Below are 14740 nucleotides of genomic sequence, written 5' to 3'. Positions count from 1 at the left end.
CAGGGATATGCCGAATTGGGCCGCGTGTCCGTGTGATGTGACACGATCACGCCTGTGAGCAGCAGCAGACCCGTCTCGGAGCAGCGCCGTCGCGATCTCGTCCGTCTGCGCCGGGTCAAGGACCGGATCGACCGGGAGTACGCGCAGCCCCTGGACGTGGAGGCACTGGCCCGGGGCGTGCACATGTCGGCGGGGCATCTCAGCCGGGCGTTCCGGCAGGCGTACGGCGAGTCGCCGTACAGCTACCTCATGACCCGCCGGATCGAACGCGCGATGACGCTGCTGCGGCGCGGGGACCTCAGCGTCACCGAGGTGTGCTTCGAGGTCGGCTGCTCCTCCCTCGGCACCTTCAGCACCCGCTTCACCGAACTCGTCGGCATGCCGCCCAGCGCCTACAAGCGCGAGGCCGCGCGGGCCACCGCCGGCATCCCCTCGTGCGTGGCGAAGCAGGTCACCAGACCGGTCAGGAATCGAGAAGCGCCCGAGACGAGCCGAAATTAGCGTGGTGGCCATGGACCTCACCCTTCACGCCACGTTCCTCCCGCACGACGACCCGGACGCCGCCCTGGCGTTCTACCGCGACACCCTCGGATTCGAAGTCCGCAACGACGTCGGGTACGAGGGCATGCGCTGGATCACGGTCGGCCCGGCCGGCCAGCCGGGCACCAGCATCGTGCTGCACCCACCGGCCGCCGACCCCGGTGTCACCGAGGACGAGCGCCGCACCATCACCGAGATGATGGCCAAGGGCACCTACGCCAGCATCGTCCTGGCCACCACCGACGTCGACGCCACCTTCGAGCGGCTGCAGGCGGGCGACGCGGAGGTGGTGCAGGAGCCGACGGACCAGCCGTACGGCGTGCGCGACTGCGCCTTCCGCGACCCCGCGGGCAACCTGGTCCGCGTCCAGCAGGTCACGTCGCGGTAGCGGCCCGCCGTTCGCCCCGCGCGGGATCCCGTACGGCCTCGTCGGCCGCCGGCTCCCGCACCCCGCGCCGTCCCCTCGGGGCGGCGCGGGAACGAGATCGTCCGGGCGGGAGCCCCGCCCCACGGGAGAGGAAGACACCATGAGCAAGGCCGAATCGGCGGACGGACAGCCGACCGGTCCGCACGTCGCCGACAGCCATGACGTGATCCGCGTGCACGGAGCGCGCGAGAACAACCTCAAGGACGTCAGCATCGAGATCCCCAAGCGCCGGCTGACGGTGTTCACGGGGGTCTCCGGTTCCGGCAAGAGCTCGCTGGTGTTCGACACGATCGCGGCGGAGTCGCAGCGGCTGATCAACGAGACCTACAGCGCCTTCCTGCAGGGGTTCATGCCGAACCGGGCACGGCCCGAGGTCGACGTCCTCGACGGGCTGACCACCGCCATCGCCGTCGACCAGCAGCGCATGGGCGGCGACCCCCGCTCCACGGTCGGCACCGCCACCGACGCCAACGCCATGCTCCGCATCCTCTTCAGTCGGCTCGGTACACCGCACATCGGCCCGCCCGGCGCCTACTCCTTCAACACGGCCTCCGTCAGCGCGAGCGGCGGGATCCGGGTCGAGCGCGGCGCCGAGAAGACCAGGACGGTGAAGGCGACCTTCTCCCGCACCGGCGGCATGTGCACCCGCTGCGAGGGCCGCGGCAAGGTCTCCGACATCGACCTCACCCAGCTCTACGACGACTCCAAGTCCATCTCCGAGGGCGCGTTCACCATCCCCGGCTGGAAGGCGGACAACGTCTGGACCGTCGGGCTCTACGCGCAGTCCGGTTTCGTCGATCCGGACAAGCCGATCCGCCGGTTCACCAAGAAGGAGATGCAGGACTTCCTCCACCGCGAACCGACCAAGGTCAAGGTCAACGGCGTCAACCTCACCTACGAGGGTCTGATCCCAAAGATCCAGAAGTCGTTCCTGTCCAAGGACAAGGAGGCGATGCAGCCGCACATCCGGGCCTTCGTGGAGCGGGCGGTCACCTTCACCACCTGCCCCGATTGCGACGGTACGCGGCTGACCGAGGCGGCCCGGTCCTCGAAGATCGACGGGATCAGCATCGCCGACGCCTGCGCCATGGAGATCAGGGACCTGGCCGAGTGGGTCCGGGGCCTGTCGGAGCCGTCGGTGGCGCCGCTGCTCACCGCCCTGCGCGGGACGCTCGACTCGTTCGTGGAGATCGGCCTCGGCTACCTCTCGCTCGACCGGTCCGTCGGCACGCTCTCGGGCGGCGAGGCGCAGCGCGTGAAGATGATCCGCCACCTCGGCTCCTCGCTCACGGACGTCACCTACGTCTTCGACGAGCCCACCGTCGGCCTGCACCCGCACGACATCCAGCGGATGAACAACCTGCTGCTGCGCCTGCGGGACAAGGGCAACACCGTGCTCGTCGTCGAGCACAAGCCGGAGGCCATCGCGGTCGCCGACCACGTGGTCGACCTCGGCCCGGGCGCCGGCACGGCGGGCGGCACCGTCTGCTTCGAGGGCACGGTCGAGCAACTGCGGACGGCCGACACCGTCACCGGCCGTCACTTCGACGACCGGGCGAAGGTGAGGGACGTGGTCCGCCGGGCCACCGGCGTGCTGGAGATCCGCGGCGCCTCGGCGAACAACCTGCGTGACGTGGATGTCGACATCCCGCTCGGGGTCCTCACCGTCGTCACCGGCGTCGCCGGCTCCGGCAAGAGCTCGCTCCTGCACGGCTCGATGCCCGTCGACGCGGGCGTGGTCTCCGTGGACCAGAGCCCCATCAAGGGCTCGCGCCGGAGCAACCCCGCCACCTACACCGGGCTGCTCGAACCGATCCGCAAGGCGTTCGCCAAGACCAACGGCGTCAAGCCGGCCCTCTTCAGCGCCAACTCCGAGGGCGCCTGCCCCACCTGCAACGGCGCCGGGGTGATCTACGTCGACCTGGGGATGATGGCCGGCGTCGACACCCCGTGCGAGGACTGCGAGGGCAAGCGGTTCCAGGCGTCGGTGCTGGAGTACCGCCTCGGCGGGCGCGACATCAGCCAGGTGCTCGCGATGCCGGTGTCGGAGGCGGTGGACTTCTTCGGAACGGGCGAGGCCCGCACCCCCGCCGCGCACCGGATCCTGGAGCGGCTCGCCGACGTCGGGCTCGGCTACCTCACCCTCGGCCAGCCGCTCACCACCCTGTCCGGGGGCGAGCGGCAGCGGCTGAAGCTGGCCGCGCACATGGCCGACAAGGGCGGCGACCCCAAGATCCTGGTCCTCGACGAGCCGACCACCGGTCTGCACCTCGCGGACGTGGAGCAGCTGCTCGGCCTCCTCGACCGGCTCGTGGACGCCGGCCGCTCGGTCGTCGTCATCGAGCACCACCAGGCGGTCATGGCGCACGCCGACTGGATCATCGACCTCGGCCCCGGCGCCGGCCACGACGGCGGCCGCATCGTCTTCGAGGGCACCCCGGCGGACCTGGTGGCGGCGCGCTCCACGCTGACGGGCGAGCACCTGGCGGCTTACGTGGGCGCCTGAGGCACCGCCCCCGGCGGTCCAGTGCCGGGGGCGGGCCCGGGTGGTCCGGCGCCGGAGCTGGCGCGGGTGGTCCGGCGCCGTGGGAGACCGACTGAACGGCCCATCCCGGCGAGCGGCCCACCGCGGGCTCCCGCACCCTGGTGGCATGGCGTCCGTGAAACCCGTCGTGGTCTACCCGCCCGCCTCGGACGGTGGCCGGCGGGTCCGTGTGGACGACCAGTTCCTCGGGATCGCGTATGGTCTGCTGGACATCGCCGAGTTCCTGCGGCGGGCGGGGATCGACGACGCCGACGAGACCTACGTGGCGGCATCGGGACTGATCGAGTGGCGGGGCGGGGGCCCCGGGGTGTGGACCCCGGACCCCGGATGACGGCCATGTGTCGTCCGGTCGCGGGCGGCTGCGTGACCCCGGGGCGTCCCCGGCAGTTGTGCCGGGCATGAAGAAGCGCAGCATGCTCACCATCGCCTCCCTCGCCACCGGCTTCGTCGTCGCGGCGGTCACCCCGTCCCACGCCCTCGGGGACAGCCTCGGCTCCCTCAGCGCGGATGACACCCTCCGGTCGCTCGACGGCACCGTGGTGGCCAACGACAGCCTCGCCCTGGACCGGCAGGACGGTGGGAAGGACAAGGGCTGACGAGCCGCAGGTCACGGCCCCGGCGCCGGCGCTCCCGCACGAGGGGCGCCGGCGCCGTCGTCATGCGCCCTCAACTGCGGCTGGTTTCCGTGGCAGGGTGGAGCGGGCAAGCCTCAGGGGGCCAACAGAAGAGGGGGACCTGTGACCGTCGTCTGGATCAACGGCGCGTTCGGTGCGGGGAAGACCACCACCGCACGGGAACTGATCGAACTGATCCCGAACAGCACGCTCTTCGACCCGGAGGTCATCGGCGCCGCGCTCGCCCACCTGCTGCCGCCCAAGCACCTCGCCGAGGTCGGCGACTTCCAGGACCTGGCGATCTGGCGGCGGCTCGTGATCGACACGGCGGCCGCCGTGCTCGCCGAGCTGGGCGGGACCCTGGTGGTCCCGATGACCCTGCTGCGCCAGGAGTACCGCGACGAGATCTTCGGCGGACTGGCCGCGCGCAGGATCGCGGTCAGCCATATCCTGCTCGCGCCGGCCGAAACGATACTGCGCGAGCGAATGGCGGGCCGCGAGGTGCCCCCGGACCCGCCGGACGGCGAGATCCGAATACGCCGGTGGTCCTTCGACCACATCGAGCCCTACCGGGCCGCCCTCGCCTCCTGGCTCACCGCCGACGCCCACCCCGTCGACACCAGCGACCTCACCCCGTACCAGGCCGCCGCCCGCATCGCAGAGGCCCTGGGCCGCGGCTCCGTGCCGGTCTGCGACATCGTGCAGACGCCCGAACCCACCGCCGAGACGCTCGCCGCCGGTGTGCTCCTCTTCGACGAACACGGACGGGTGCTGCTCGTCGACCCCACCTACAAGGCCGGCTGGGAGTTCCCCGGCGGAGTCGTGGAGCCCGGTGAGGCCCCCGCGCGCGCCGGGATGCGGGAGGTCGCCGAGGAGACCGGCATCCGGCTCGACGAGGTGCCGAGCCTCCTGGTCGTCGACTGGGAGCGCCCCGCACCGCCCGGATTCGGCGGACTGCGGCTCCTCTTCGACGGCGGCGTCCTGGACTCCGCAAAGGCCGCACGGCTGCTGCTGCCCGGCCCGGAACTGCGCGCCTGGCGGTTCGTCACCGAGGAGGAGGCGGCCGGCCTGCTGCCGCCCGTGCGCTACGAGCGGCTGCGCTGGGCCCTGCGGGCGCGCGAACGCGGGGCGGCGTACTACCTGGAAGCCGGAGTGCCGCTCGGCTGAACGCGGTTCACCGGTGGGCGGCGTCCGCAGCGCACGGGCCGCCTGCGCCCGTACCGGGTTCCCGTGACCGAAGCAGGCCACGTCCGCGTCCGGCTCCGCCAGCCGCGCGCAGGCGGTGAGGACCTGACCCCGGTCGAGGGTGGACACACCGGGATCACCGTGCCGTCCACGGGGGAGGCCGCGACCGTGTCGCCCGTGGACAGCACGCCGTGCCCGGGGAGGTGGAGCGCGATGCTGCCGTGCGTGTGGCCGGGCACAGGGACGACGTGCGCCCCGGCCGCCACCTCCAGGACCCCACCGCCGGCCGGCTCGGTGACCCGGGACGAGGTTCTTCTGCCGAGGGCAGAGCGGTCAGCCCGCCGCGTAGGCGCGCAAGAACAGCGCCTCCGCCACCGACAGCCGCTCCAGCTCCTCGGGGGACACGCTCTCGTTCACCGCGTGGATCTGCGCCTGAGGCTCGCTCAGCCCGATGAGCAGGATCTCCGCACGCGGGTACAGCGCGGCCAGCGTGTTGCACAGCGGGATCGAGCCGCCCTGACCGGCGTACTGCATCTCCTGACCCGGATACGCCACCGCCATCGCGTCCGCCATGGCCTGGTAGGCCGGGCTGCCGGTGTCGGCGCGGAAGGGCTGGCCCTGGCCGATCTGCTCGGTGCTCACCCGCGCACCCCACGGCGTGTGCGCCTCCAGGTGCGCCTGGAGCAGCTTGGTCGCCTCGGCCGCGTCCACGCCCGGCGGCACCCGCAGACTGACCAGCGCGCGGGCGCTCGCCTGCACGGACGGGGTGGCGCCCACGACGGGCGGGCAGTCGATGCCGAGGACGGTCACGGCCGGGCGCGCCCAGATGCGGTCGGCGACCGTCCCCGACCCGATCAGCCCCACACCGTCCAGCACCTTGGCGTCCTGCCGGAACTGCCCCTCGTCGTACTGCAGCCCGTCCCAGGACGTGTCCGCGGCGAGTCCGTCGACGGTCGTCGAACCGTCCTCGGCGCGCAGCGAGTCCAGCGCGCGGATCAGAGCGGCCAGCGCGTCGGGCGCGGCACCGCCGAACTGGCCTGAGTGCAGGTTGCCCGCGAGCGTGTCGACGCTCACCCGCACCAGCGTCATGCCCCGCAGGGTCGAGGTGACGGTCGGCAGGCCCACCCGGAAGTTGCCCGCGTCGCCGATCACGATCGTGTCGGCCGCCAGCAGTTCCGGGTGCTCCTCGGCGTACCGCTCCAGACCGCCGGTGCCCATCTCCTCCGAGCCCTCGGCGATCACCTTCACGTGCACCGGCACGCCGCCGTTCGCCTTCAGCGCGCGCAGCGCCAGCAGATGCATGATCACGCCGCCCTTGCAGTCGGCGGCACCGCGCCCGTACCAGCGCCCGTCACGCTCCGTCAGCTCGAAGGGCGGGGTGCTCCAGGTGGCCTCGTCCAGCGGCGGCTGCACGTCGTAGTGCGCGTACAGCAGGACGGTCTTCGCGCCCTCCGGGCCGGGCAGGAAGCCGTAGACCGACTGCGTGCCGTCGGGGGTGTCGAGCAGCGCCACGTCCTGGAAGCCCTCGGCGGTCAGCGCGTCCGCGACCCAGCGTGCCGCGCCCTCGCTCTCGCTCCTCGGGAACTGGTCGAAGTCCGCCACCGACCGGAAGGCCACCAGTTCGGCGAGCTCCTCCCTCGCCCTGGGCATCAGCGAGGCGACGGTATCGGCGACCGGATTCGACGACATGGGCACGCTCCTTGTGGGTGCGACGTTGTAGCGGTGAGTGCTGTAGATCCTCCCACAGCGGCCTGCGAGCGGGTCCGCCGTAGGATGCGGGAGACAGCAGCAGCGGGCGGCTTGATCGGGAGCAGTAGACCATCGTGAGCAGCGAGAACTCTTCGGCGGACGACGTGCGGCAGGTGTGGGACGTCGTCGTGGTGGGCGCGGGACCCGCGGGTGCTACGGCCGCGTACGCGGCGGCCGTCGCGGGCAGACGCGTGCTGTTGCTGGAGAAGGCCGAGCTGCCTCGTTACAAGACGTGCGGCGGCGGCATCATCGGCCCTTCGCGCGACGCCCTGCCGCCCGGCTTCGAGCTGCCGCTCAAGGACCGGGTGCACGCGGTGACGTTCTCGAACAACGGCCGCTTCACGCGCACCCGCCGCTCCAAGCAGATGCTGTTCGGCCTGATCAACCGGCCCGAGTTCGACCAGCAACTCGTCGAGCACGCGCAGAAGGCGGGCGCCGAGCTGCGCACGGGCGTCACGGTCCAGCGGGTCGAGCAGCACGGCTCGGCGGTGCCGGACCGGCGCACGGTCGCCGTCGTGCTGCAGGGCGGCGAGGTCGTGCTCGCCCGGGCCGTGGTCGGGGCGGACGGCAGCGCCAGCCGCATAGGCGCCCACGTCGGGGTCAAGGTCGAGCAGGTGGACCTCGGCCTGGAGGCGGAGATCCCGGTGCCGGACACCGTCGCGGAGGACTGGAAGGGCCGGGTGCTCATCGACTGGGGCCCCATGCCCGGCAGTTACGGCTGGGTCTTCCCCAAGGGCGACACCCTCACCGTCGGGGTGATCTCGGCCCGCGGTGAAGGCGCCGCCACCAAGAGGTACTTGGAGGAATTCATCGGCCGCCTGGGCCTGGCCGGCTTCGAACCGAGCATCTCCTCCGGGCACTTGACCCGCTGCCGCGCCGAGGACTCGCCGCTGTCGCGCGGCCGGGTGCTGGTCTGCGGCGACGCGGCCGGGCTGCTGGAGCCGTGGACCCGCGAGGGCATCTCCTTCGCGCTGCGCTCCGGGCGGCTCGCGGGGGAGTGGGCGGTGCGGATCGCCGAGGCGCACGACGCGGTGGACACCCGCCGGCAGGCCCTCAACTACGCGTTCGCCGTCAAGGCGGGCCTCGGTGTGGAGATGAGCGTCGGCAAGCGGCTGCTGACGGTGTTCGAACGCAGCCCCGGTCTCTTCCACGCGGTGCTGACGGGGTTCCGCCCGGCGTGGAAGGCGTTCAGGGACATCACCCGGGGCTCGACGTCACTGGGCGAGATCGTCCGCACGCACCCCCTGGCCCAGCGGGCCCTGACGGTGATGGACCGCCGCCCCGCCGTGACGGACGACGAGGCCGAACCGTCGCGGGTCAGCCCGTCATCGTGATCTCGAACACCGGGTGGTCGGGGGCGATGCGGCGCAGCTCCGCCTCGGGGGAGTCGGGCCCGACGCCGTTGAAGAAGACTCCGACCTCCGCCTTCCAGCGCTTGAGGTAGGCGCGCAGGACCGGAGCCTTGGCGTCGTCGGCCACCTCGGACGCGGTGAACGTGTCCACGTGCCCGCCCAGTCGCAGCTCGCCGCCGCCCGCGGCCCGCATGTTGTGCGTCCACTGGACGTGGCCGCGGGGCGCCACGAGGTACTGCCTGCCGTCGAGGGTGAGCAGGTTGACCGGGGTGGTGCGCCACTGGCCGCTCTTGCGGCCGCGGACGGCGAGCACGCGGGAGCCCCAGACGCTGACGCCGCGGCGGGTCAGCCAGGCGACGAACCGGTTCAGGACGTTGACCGTGAACCAGCCGGGCTTCTGCACGTGAGCGGACATGGGGTTCCCCTGGGGTAAGGAGCAGTGCTCACGCGTGTGAGCACTGCTCTCGCTCTGTTGGGGTCAGTTTGCCTGAGGTGGGGACGTTCTTCAAGAGCAGTGCTCTCACTTCGGTTCGGTGCTCTCGAATGCGGGCGGCGCTCCTGCTTGTGTGCACCGCTCTCGCTGGCGTCCGCCGCTCTCGCCGGTGTAGCGCTCTCCTGGGTGTGTGTGCTGCTCTCGTCGGTGTGCGCTGCTCTCATCCGTGTGCACTGCTCTCGTTTGTGTGCACCGCTCCGCATTCATGGCACACTGCCCCGCATGAGCTCCGCACACAGCGCCCGTGCCCGGGCCAGGATCGAAGTGACCGCGGCCATCAAGAACGAGGCGCGCAGGCAACTCGCGGCCGAGGGGGCCGCCCGGCTCTCCCTGCGGGCTGTCTCCCGTGAGCTCGGCATGGTGTCCTCGGCGCTCTACCGCTACTTCCCCAGCCGCGACGACCTGCTGACCGCCCTGATCATCGACGCCTACGACTCCCTGGGTGAAAGCGCCGAGAAAGGCCACGAGGCCGTCGCGGACGCCGGCGCCCCGCAGCGCTGGGTCGCGGTGTGCGAGGCCGTGCGGGGCTGGGCGCTCGACCACCCGCACGAGTACGCCCTGATCTACGGCTCGCCCGTCCCCGGCTACACCGCGCCCCAGACCACCGTCCCGGCGGCGGCCCGTGTCGGCCTTCTCCTGATCGGCATCGCGCGCGACGCCTACCGTGGTCCCGGCCTGGCGCGGCCCGTCCTCCCGGCCGACCTGCGCCCGGAGGCCGAGCGGATGGCCGCCGACCTCGCGCCCGACCTCCCGCCCGAGACGGTCACGGCTCTCGTAGCGGCCTGGGCCCAGCTCTACGGGCTGGTGGGGTTCGAGGTGTTCGGGCAGTTCCACCGGGTGGTGGAGGACCGGGCGGTCTTCTTCCGGCACGCGGCGGGACAGCTGGCCCACCAGGTGGGACTGGTCCACCGGCAGGACAAGCCCGCCTCTCGTGTCACGGAGTCCCGGCGGTTTCAGGGGTGAGGCGCTTCTCGAACCAGTGGTGGGCGTACGGCTCGTCGTTGAAGGCGGGGACCTCGGTGTAACCGGCGGTGCGGTACAGGCGGGTGGCCGCTTGCAGAGCCTTGTTGGTGTCGAGCCGCACCAGGTCGTGGCCGTGCCGTGCGGCGCGTTCCTCCAGTTCGGACAGCAGGCGCCGGGCCAGGCCGAGGCCTCGGGTGCCGGGGGAGACCCACAGCCGTTTGATCTCGGCGGGTGCCCCGGCCGGCAGCTTCAGCCCGGCGCAGCCCACCGGCTCACCGTGCAGCCGCGCGACGAGGAACAGGCCGCGCGGCGCCCGCAGTTCGCCCGGATCGGGGAGCAGGGTGCGCGCGGGGTCGAAGCCGCCCTCGAAGAGCTCCGCCAGTTCGGTGACGTAGGCCCGCAGGCAGGACACGGCGTCCGGATGGTCGGGGTCGAGCACCTCCACGGACACCACCGAGGCGGTGAGCAGCCGCTCGACCTCGGTCATGGCGGCGGTCAGCCGGTCCCGCTGCCCGGCGTCGAGCGGGTCGAGGAGGGATGCGGCGAGTGCGTCGCTGCGGTCGTCGAGGGCGGCGCGCTCCTTCCGCCCGGCCTCGGTCAGCCGCACGGTGCGCACCCGCCCGTCGCGGGGGTGGGGCTCGACGGCGACGAGTCCGTCGCGCTCCAGTGCCCGCAGCAGCCGGCTCGCGTAGCCGGAGTCGAGGCCGAGCCGGTCCCGGACGCTGCGGACGTCGTGCGTGCCCGCGTCGCCGATCTCCCAGAGCAGCCGCGCCTGGCCGTAGGGGCGTGTGCCGCCCAGATAGTGGTCGTGCAGCATGCCGACGCGCTCGGTGACCGTCCGATTGAAGCGCCGTACCTGATCCACCTGCTCCGTCGTCATTCTCTGACCTTAGTCAGAGAAAGTGGAGGAGGGCAACGTACTTCTCGGGGAGAACGTACTTCCCCGGGAGTACGGGCGACCGCCACGCCCGGGGGACGCCGCCGGGCGGGCACGGCGTCTAGCGTGGCCGGTATGGACGAGCAGCGCGTGCGGGGAGGCCCGCCGCAGTGGTGGCGGCACGGGCCTGGCCGGTGGGACCGGTGGGTGGACCGGGAGCGCGCGCCCCGCCTGCCCTGGCGGTCCACCCTTGTCGTCACGGCCTTCGTGCTGGTCGGAACACACCTCGCCGCCCACGGGCAGGAGGGCCGGCGGGCGGACCTGGACCTTTTCGCGCGCGTGCTGCTGCTCGTCGCCGGAGGCCTGCTGCTGTGGCGGAAGCGGCATCCGGTGGCCGTGGTGTTCGGCACGGCCGGCACCGTCATGGTCTATCTCGGGGCGGGCTATCCGTACGGTCCGGTGTTCCTCACCGTCGCGCTGGCGTGCTTCAGCGCGATCGTCGCGGGGCACCGCCTCGCCGCCTGGGCCGCGATGGGCATGCTCTGGGCGGGGCACGTCCTGGTGGCGCACTGGCTCTACCGGTGGCTGCCGCCGCCTGGGGACTCGGCCGTCTCCTGGGGTGAGGAGATCGTCGTCGCCACCTGGGTGGTGGCCATCGCGGCGGTCTCGGAGCTGTTCCGGGTCCGTCGGGAGCAGTGGGCGCGCGAACGGGCCGAGCGCGCCGCGGCCGCCCGCCGGCGGGCGGACGAGGAGCGACTGCTGATCGCGCGCGAGCTGCACGACGTCCTCGCGCACAGCATCTCCGTGATCAACGTGCAGGCCGGGGTGGGTCTCGCGCTGCTCGACACCGACCCGGAACAGGCCCGTACGGCGCTCACGACCATCAAGGCCCAGAGCAAGGAGGCGCTCGGAGAGGTCCGACAGGTGCTCGACACCCTGCGCGCGCCCGGCGACGCGCCCCGCGCCCCGGCGCCCGGTCTGGAGCGGCTGCCCGAACTCGTGGCCCAGGCGGCGAGCGCGGGGCTGGCGGTCGACGTCGAAGGCGAGCCGCCGCGCCTCGCGCCCGGCACGGACCTCGCCGCTATCCGGATCGTCCAGGAGGCGCTGACCAACGTCGTCCGCCACTCCGGATCGCGGCACGCGCGCGTGCACCTCACGCAGGAGGCGGACGTGCTGCGGCTGCGCGTCGACGACGACGGGCCGGCGACCGGGGCCGACGCGGGCGGCAGCGGCAAAGGACTGGCGGGGATGCGGGAACGGGCCGCCGCGCTGGGTGGCACCATCGAGGCCGGGCCCCGCCCGGACGGCGGTTTCCGGGTGCTCGCCGTGCTGCCGCTCAGGACGTCCGCCGGCCGGCGGGCCGCAGCGACCGCACCACGGGAGGAGGACCGGTGATCCGCGTACTGCTCGCCGATGACCAGTCGCTGGTCAGGGCCGGGTTCCGGGCGCTGCTCGACGCGCAGCCGGACATCGAGGTGGCCGCGGAGGCCGCCGACGGGGAGGAGGCCGTCCGCAGGATCCGCGAACTGCGCCCGGACGTCGTCCTGATGGACATCCGCATGCCCGGCCTCGACGGCCTCGCCGCGACCCGCCAGGTCACGCGGGACGCGGCCCTGAAGGATGTCAGGGTGGTCATGCTCACCACCTTCGAACTCGACGAGTACGTCTTCGAGGCACTCCGTTCGGGCGCCTCCGGGTTCCTGGTCAAGGACACCGAACCCGATGAACTCCTGCGCGCGGTCCGGGCGGTGGTCGCGGGCGACGCACTGCTGTCACCGGGCGTGACGCGCCGGCTGATCGCCGAGTTCGCGGCCCGTTCCAAGGAACCGGCGGCGGCCGACGCCCTGGCGCGGCTCACCGAGCGGGAGCGGGAGGTGATGGCCCTGGTCGGCATCGGCCTGTCCAACGAGGAGATCGCCCGCCGGCTGGTCGTCAGCCCCCTCACCGCCAAGACCCACGTCAGCCGCACGATGGTGAAGCTCGGCGCCCGCGACCGGGCCCAACTGGTCGTCCTGGCCTACGAGTCCGGGCTGGTACGGCCGGGCTGGCTGGGCTGAGCAGCCCCCCGGAACCGCACCAGCACGCTGACGACCCGGGCCGCGAACAGCACGGGCGCGAGCGCCGTCCCGGTACCCAGCAGCATCCTCTCCACGGTGCCGGGGAGGTCGAAGAGCAGGGCCGGACCGGCCACGGCCCCGAAGACGACCGCCGCCGCGAAGACCGCGCTGCACAGGGCGTACCCGATCTCGACGGTGATCGCGTCGCGCTCGGCCTGGGTCCGCCGTCCCCCGTGATGCGTCATACGGCGAGTCAAACAGCCGTGCGGCACAGGGGCAAGGAAGCCTGCCGGGTGCCCGTCCGCACCGCGCTGAGGCCTGCCCGCGTCAGTCCTCGTCGGGCACCGCGACCGCTCCGTCCCGGCTGTGCGTGCGATCGAAGATCGGGTTGGTGGCGGAGATGTCCCGCTCCACACGTCGGCCTCTTCGGCGCGGCCTTCCGCCAGGAGGGTGCGGATGACGTCGTGCTGACCGCGGCCTGGTTCCACGCGCAGGAACCCGCCCTGCAGACGTCCAGCACGGCGTCGAAGTCGGAATGGGCCTCCGGGTACCGGCCGAGTTCGCGATGGGCCACACCTCGCGGGTGACGGGCCATGGCGCCCGCGTAGGCATCGCCGGCCGCGGCGCAGGCGTTCACAGCGTGCGTGAGCGGTGCCTCGGCGTCCGCCGGACGTCCGGCGCGCAGATGCAGCCAGCCGACGTCCCGTTGGGTGTGCGCCACCCGCATCGTGTTGCCGAGCTGCTCGAACAACGTGATCGCCTCACGGGCGGTGGCGGCGGCGTCATCGAGTCGTCCCATACCGGCGAGGCCGCGGATTCGGGCGTTGTTGACCCGGCAGACCCGCAACCGTTCGCCCATCGGGCCCAAGATGCCCTCGGCCCTGCTGTGGCAGTCGAGTGCCTTCCGGCGCTCTCCGAGGAGCCGGTAGATCCTGCCGAGCGCGTACGCGGTGGCCTCCCTCCCCGCGGCGGTCGCCGAGGAGCCTGAAGTCGTCCCTCGCCGTCTCGAGGAGCGGGACCGCCTCCGTGGGGCGGCGCAGACAGCCCAGCGTCTCCGGCAGGGTGCGCCGCAGACGCGCCTGAGCTCTCAGGTCACCCGCTTGTCCGGCGATGCTCAAAGCGTCCCGCCGGCTCTGCTCACCCGGCTCGGGCCGTCCGTGCCAGCGCTGCAGCTCGCCCAGCAACTCCAGGGAACCGAGGGTGTGCCAGGAGTCGCCGGCCGCGCGTAGCCTGTCCGCCGCGGTCGTCATGCGATCGAGGGCGGTGCGGTCATCGCCCCGCACGGAGTGCGCTCGGGCCACGACCATCGCGTCCCGGCCCGTGCGACCGGGTCCCCGGAGCCCTCCGCCGCGTCGGGGCCGTGTGAGGCCAGGAGCGACAGCACCCTGTCCGGGTTGCCTTCGGCCACGGCAGCCCGCGCACGTGCCCTGCGCGGACCGGTGAGCACCCTGGGCCGGGCTTTCCGCGGGAGCGTCGAAGAGCCAGTCGGCCGAGTCCGGGGCGAGAGTGATGTCGTCGAGGAAGCACGACGGCGCCTCCCCGATCCCCGCCGCCGCGTTCAGCCCGAGGCTGCGCGCGCGGTCGATCGGCCAGAGGAGACGGTCCTGCTCTCCGGCGACCCACTCGGCGGCCGGTGCCGGCGCGTCCCGCAGGTCCGACACGCGCTCGGGGTCGATCTCGGCGCGCAGTTCGGGGGCGCACTGAGCCGCCCAGTGGACGACGGCATCCCTGTAGGCCCGGACCAGGCGTTCCACCGGAGCGTTCCGTTCCTCCGGCGGCAGCTCCTCGTACTGGCGGACGGCGAAGACGCGGATCAGGTCGTGGACGCGGTTGCCGCCGCCTGAGCTTGACGTTTATCCTCGGCGGGCTTCGTGTTCCTTGATGGTCTCGGCGCGTTTGACGGTCTTGCCGACGTCGTGGCGCTTGGCGCGGTGTCTG

Annotated in this window: 17 protein-coding genes; 11 read left to right on the top strand and 6 right to left on the bottom strand. The window is 72.6% G+C overall.

Features of this window, described 5'->3' with window-relative positions:
• Nucleotides 1-54 precede the first annotated feature (54 nt).
• From ACFW6P_RS19120 to ACFW6P_RS19095, 6 genes are all read left to right on the top strand, one after another.
• Nucleotides 55-501 (top strand): helix-turn-helix transcriptional regulator, encoded by a 447-nt coding sequence (locus ACFW6P_RS19120; protein WP_386354012.1) that lies wholly within the window; start codon nucleotides 55-57, stop codon nucleotides 499-501.
• Nucleotides 502-511: 10 nt separating this feature from the next.
• Nucleotides 512-928, top strand: coding sequence for a VOC family protein (locus tag ACFW6P_RS19115; RefSeq protein ID WP_386354010.1), 417 nt, complete (start codon nucleotides 512-514; stop codon nucleotides 926-928).
• 139 nt (nucleotides 929-1067) lie between these two features.
• Nucleotides 1068-3473 (top strand): ATP-binding cassette domain-containing protein, encoded by a 2406-nt coding sequence (locus ACFW6P_RS19110; protein ID WP_386354008.1) that lies wholly within the window; start codon nucleotides 1068-1070, stop codon nucleotides 3471-3473.
• Between the two features lie 145 nt (nucleotides 3474-3618).
• Complete coding sequence (locus ACFW6P_RS19105; protein ID WP_386354007.1) at nucleotides 3619-3843, top strand: hypothetical protein; 225 nt, start codon at nucleotides 3619-3621, stop codon at nucleotides 3841-3843.
• A 67-nt stretch (nucleotides 3844-3910) separates the two neighbouring features.
• Complete coding sequence (locus tag ACFW6P_RS19100) at nucleotides 3911-4108, top strand: hypothetical protein (protein ID WP_386354005.1); 198 nt, start codon at nucleotides 3911-3913, stop codon at nucleotides 4106-4108.
• Nucleotides 4109-4249: 141 nt separating this feature from the next.
• Entirely contained in the window at nucleotides 4250-5293 is a 1044-nt protein-coding gene (locus ACFW6P_RS19095) for an NUDIX domain-containing protein (protein ID WP_386354003.1), read from the top strand.
• Here ACFW6P_RS19095 and ACFW6P_RS19090 read toward each other — a convergent pair.
• Both ACFW6P_RS19090 and ACFW6P_RS19085 read right to left on the bottom strand, forming a co-directional pair.
• Nucleotides 5263-5577 carry an MBL fold metallo-hydrolase gene (locus ACFW6P_RS19090; RefSeq protein WP_386354001.1) on the bottom strand — a complete coding sequence of 105 codons (315 nt, stop codon included), beginning with the start codon at nucleotides 5575-5577 and terminating at the stop codon, nucleotides 5263-5265. The genes ACFW6P_RS19095 and ACFW6P_RS19090 overlap by 31 nt on opposite strands.
• 67 nt (nucleotides 5578-5644) lie before the next feature.
• Entirely contained in the window at nucleotides 5645-7000 is a 1356-nt protein-coding gene (locus ACFW6P_RS19085) for a dipeptidase (protein WP_386353999.1), read from the bottom strand.
• A gap of 134 nt (nucleotides 7001-7134) precedes the next feature.
• Between ACFW6P_RS19085 and ACFW6P_RS19080 the strand changes: the two genes are divergently transcribed.
• Entirely contained in the window at nucleotides 7135-8394 is a 1260-nt protein-coding gene (locus tag ACFW6P_RS19080) for a geranylgeranyl reductase family protein (RefSeq protein ID WP_386353997.1), read from the top strand.
• Here ACFW6P_RS19080 and ACFW6P_RS19075 read toward each other — a convergent pair.
• Nucleotides 8378-8827, bottom strand: a complete 450-nt coding sequence (locus ACFW6P_RS19075) for a nitroreductase family deazaflavin-dependent oxidoreductase (RefSeq protein ID WP_386353995.1) — start codon at nucleotides 8825-8827, stop codon at nucleotides 8378-8380. The two genes, ACFW6P_RS19080 and ACFW6P_RS19075, sit on opposite strands and share 17 nt — an antisense overlap.
• Before the next feature lie 300 nt (nucleotides 8828-9127).
• On the opposite strand from ACFW6P_RS19075, the gene ACFW6P_RS19070 reads away from it, so the two are divergent.
• Nucleotides 9128-9868, top strand: coding sequence for a TetR/AcrR family transcriptional regulator (locus ACFW6P_RS19070; RefSeq protein ID WP_386353993.1), 741 nt, complete (start codon nucleotides 9128-9130; stop codon nucleotides 9866-9868).
• On the opposite strand, the gene ACFW6P_RS19065 is transcribed toward ACFW6P_RS19070, so the two are convergent.
• Nucleotides 9840-10748: a GNAT family N-acetyltransferase gene (locus ACFW6P_RS19065; RefSeq protein WP_386424205.1), complete on the bottom strand. Its 909-nt coding sequence runs from the start codon at nucleotides 10746-10748 to the stop codon at nucleotides 9840-9842. The genes ACFW6P_RS19070 and ACFW6P_RS19065 overlap by 29 nt on opposite strands.
• Nucleotides 10749-10880: 132 nt before the next feature.
• Here ACFW6P_RS19065 and ACFW6P_RS19060 point away from each other — a divergent pair, with 132 nt between their 5' ends.
• Both ACFW6P_RS19060 and ACFW6P_RS19055 read left to right on the top strand, forming a co-directional pair.
• Nucleotides 10881-12140, top strand: a complete 1260-nt coding sequence (locus ACFW6P_RS19060; protein WP_386353989.1) for a sensor histidine kinase — start codon at nucleotides 10881-10883, stop codon at nucleotides 12138-12140.
• A complete protein-coding gene (locus ACFW6P_RS19055) occupies nucleotides 12137-12802 on the top strand; it encodes a response regulator (protein WP_386353986.1) in 666 nt (221 codons plus the stop codon). Before ACFW6P_RS19060 ends, ACFW6P_RS19055 begins: the two co-directional genes overlap by 4 nt.
• Here ACFW6P_RS19055 and ACFW6P_RS19050 read toward each other — a convergent pair.
• Both ACFW6P_RS19050 and ACFW6P_RS19045 read right to left on the bottom strand, forming a co-directional pair.
• Complete coding sequence (locus tag ACFW6P_RS19050; protein WP_386353984.1) at nucleotides 12763-13047, bottom strand: DUF6332 family protein; 285 nt, start codon at nucleotides 13045-13047, stop codon at nucleotides 12763-12765. The genes ACFW6P_RS19055 and ACFW6P_RS19050 overlap by 40 nt on opposite strands.
• An 8-nt stretch (nucleotides 13048-13055) precedes the next feature.
• Nucleotides 13056-13601: a tetratricopeptide repeat protein gene (locus tag ACFW6P_RS19045; protein ID WP_386354133.1), complete on the bottom strand. Its 546-nt coding sequence runs from the start codon at nucleotides 13599-13601 to the stop codon at nucleotides 13056-13058.
• A gap of 640 nt (nucleotides 13602-14241) precedes the next feature.
• Here ACFW6P_RS19045 and ACFW6P_RS19040 point away from each other — a divergent pair.
• The gene (locus ACFW6P_RS19040) at nucleotides 14242-14646 is read left to right on the top strand and encodes a hypothetical protein (RefSeq protein WP_386424203.1); all 405 of its coding nucleotides are present in this window, start codon (nucleotides 14242-14244) and stop codon (nucleotides 14644-14646) included.
• Nucleotides 14647-14740: the final 94 nt, after the last annotated feature.

The sequence above is a fragment of the Streptomyces sp. NPDC058741 genome, assembly GCF_042746715.1.
Lineage (GTDB): Bacteria > Actinomycetota > Actinomycetes > Streptomycetales > Streptomycetaceae > Streptomyces.
The sequence above is the reverse complement of the archived record's forward strand: the minus strand, read 5'-3'. Positions and strand labels throughout refer to the sequence as shown.

Excerpts from the sequence above, each read along its gene's own strand:
- ACFW6P_RS19115 (WP_386354010.1), top strand. The coding sequence starts at position 512 with ATGGACCTCACCCTTCACGCCACGTTCCTCCCGCACGACGACCCGGAC.
- ACFW6P_RS19110 (WP_386354008.1), top strand. The coding sequence starts at position 1,068 with ATGAGCAAGGCCGAATCGGCGGACGGACAGCCGACCGGTCCGCACGTC.
- ACFW6P_RS19105 (WP_386354007.1), top strand. The coding sequence starts at position 3,619 with ATGGCGTCCGTGAAACCCGTCGTGGTCTACCCGCCCGCCTCGGACGGT.
- ACFW6P_RS19100 (WP_386354005.1), top strand. The coding sequence starts at position 3,911 with ATGAAGAAGCGCAGCATGCTCACCATCGCCTCCCTCGCCACCGGCTTC.
- ACFW6P_RS19085 (WP_386353999.1), bottom strand. The coding sequence starts at position 7,000 with ATGTCGTCGAATCCGGTCGCCGATACCGTCGCCTCGCTGATGCCCAGG.
- ACFW6P_RS19075 (WP_386353995.1), bottom strand. The coding sequence starts at position 8,827 with ATGTCCGCTCACGTGCAGAAGCCCGGCTGGTTCACGGTCAACGTCCTG.
- ACFW6P_RS19070 (WP_386353993.1), top strand. The coding sequence starts at position 9,128 with ATGAGCTCCGCACACAGCGCCCGTGCCCGGGCCAGGATCGAAGTGACC.
- ACFW6P_RS19065 (WP_386424205.1), bottom strand. The coding sequence starts at position 10,748 with ATGACGACGGAGCAGGTGGATCAGGTACGGCGCTTCAATCGGACGGTC.
- ACFW6P_RS19060 (WP_386353989.1), top strand. The coding sequence starts at position 10,881 with ATGGACGAGCAGCGCGTGCGGGGAGGCCCGCCGCAGTGGTGGCGGCAC.
- ACFW6P_RS19050 (WP_386353984.1), bottom strand. The coding sequence starts at position 13,047 with ATGACGCATCACGGGGGACGGCGGACCCAGGCCGAGCGCGACGCGATC.
- ACFW6P_RS19045 (WP_386354133.1), bottom strand. The coding sequence starts at position 13,601 with ATGGGACGACTCGATGACGCCGCCGCCACCGCCCGTGAGGCGATCACG.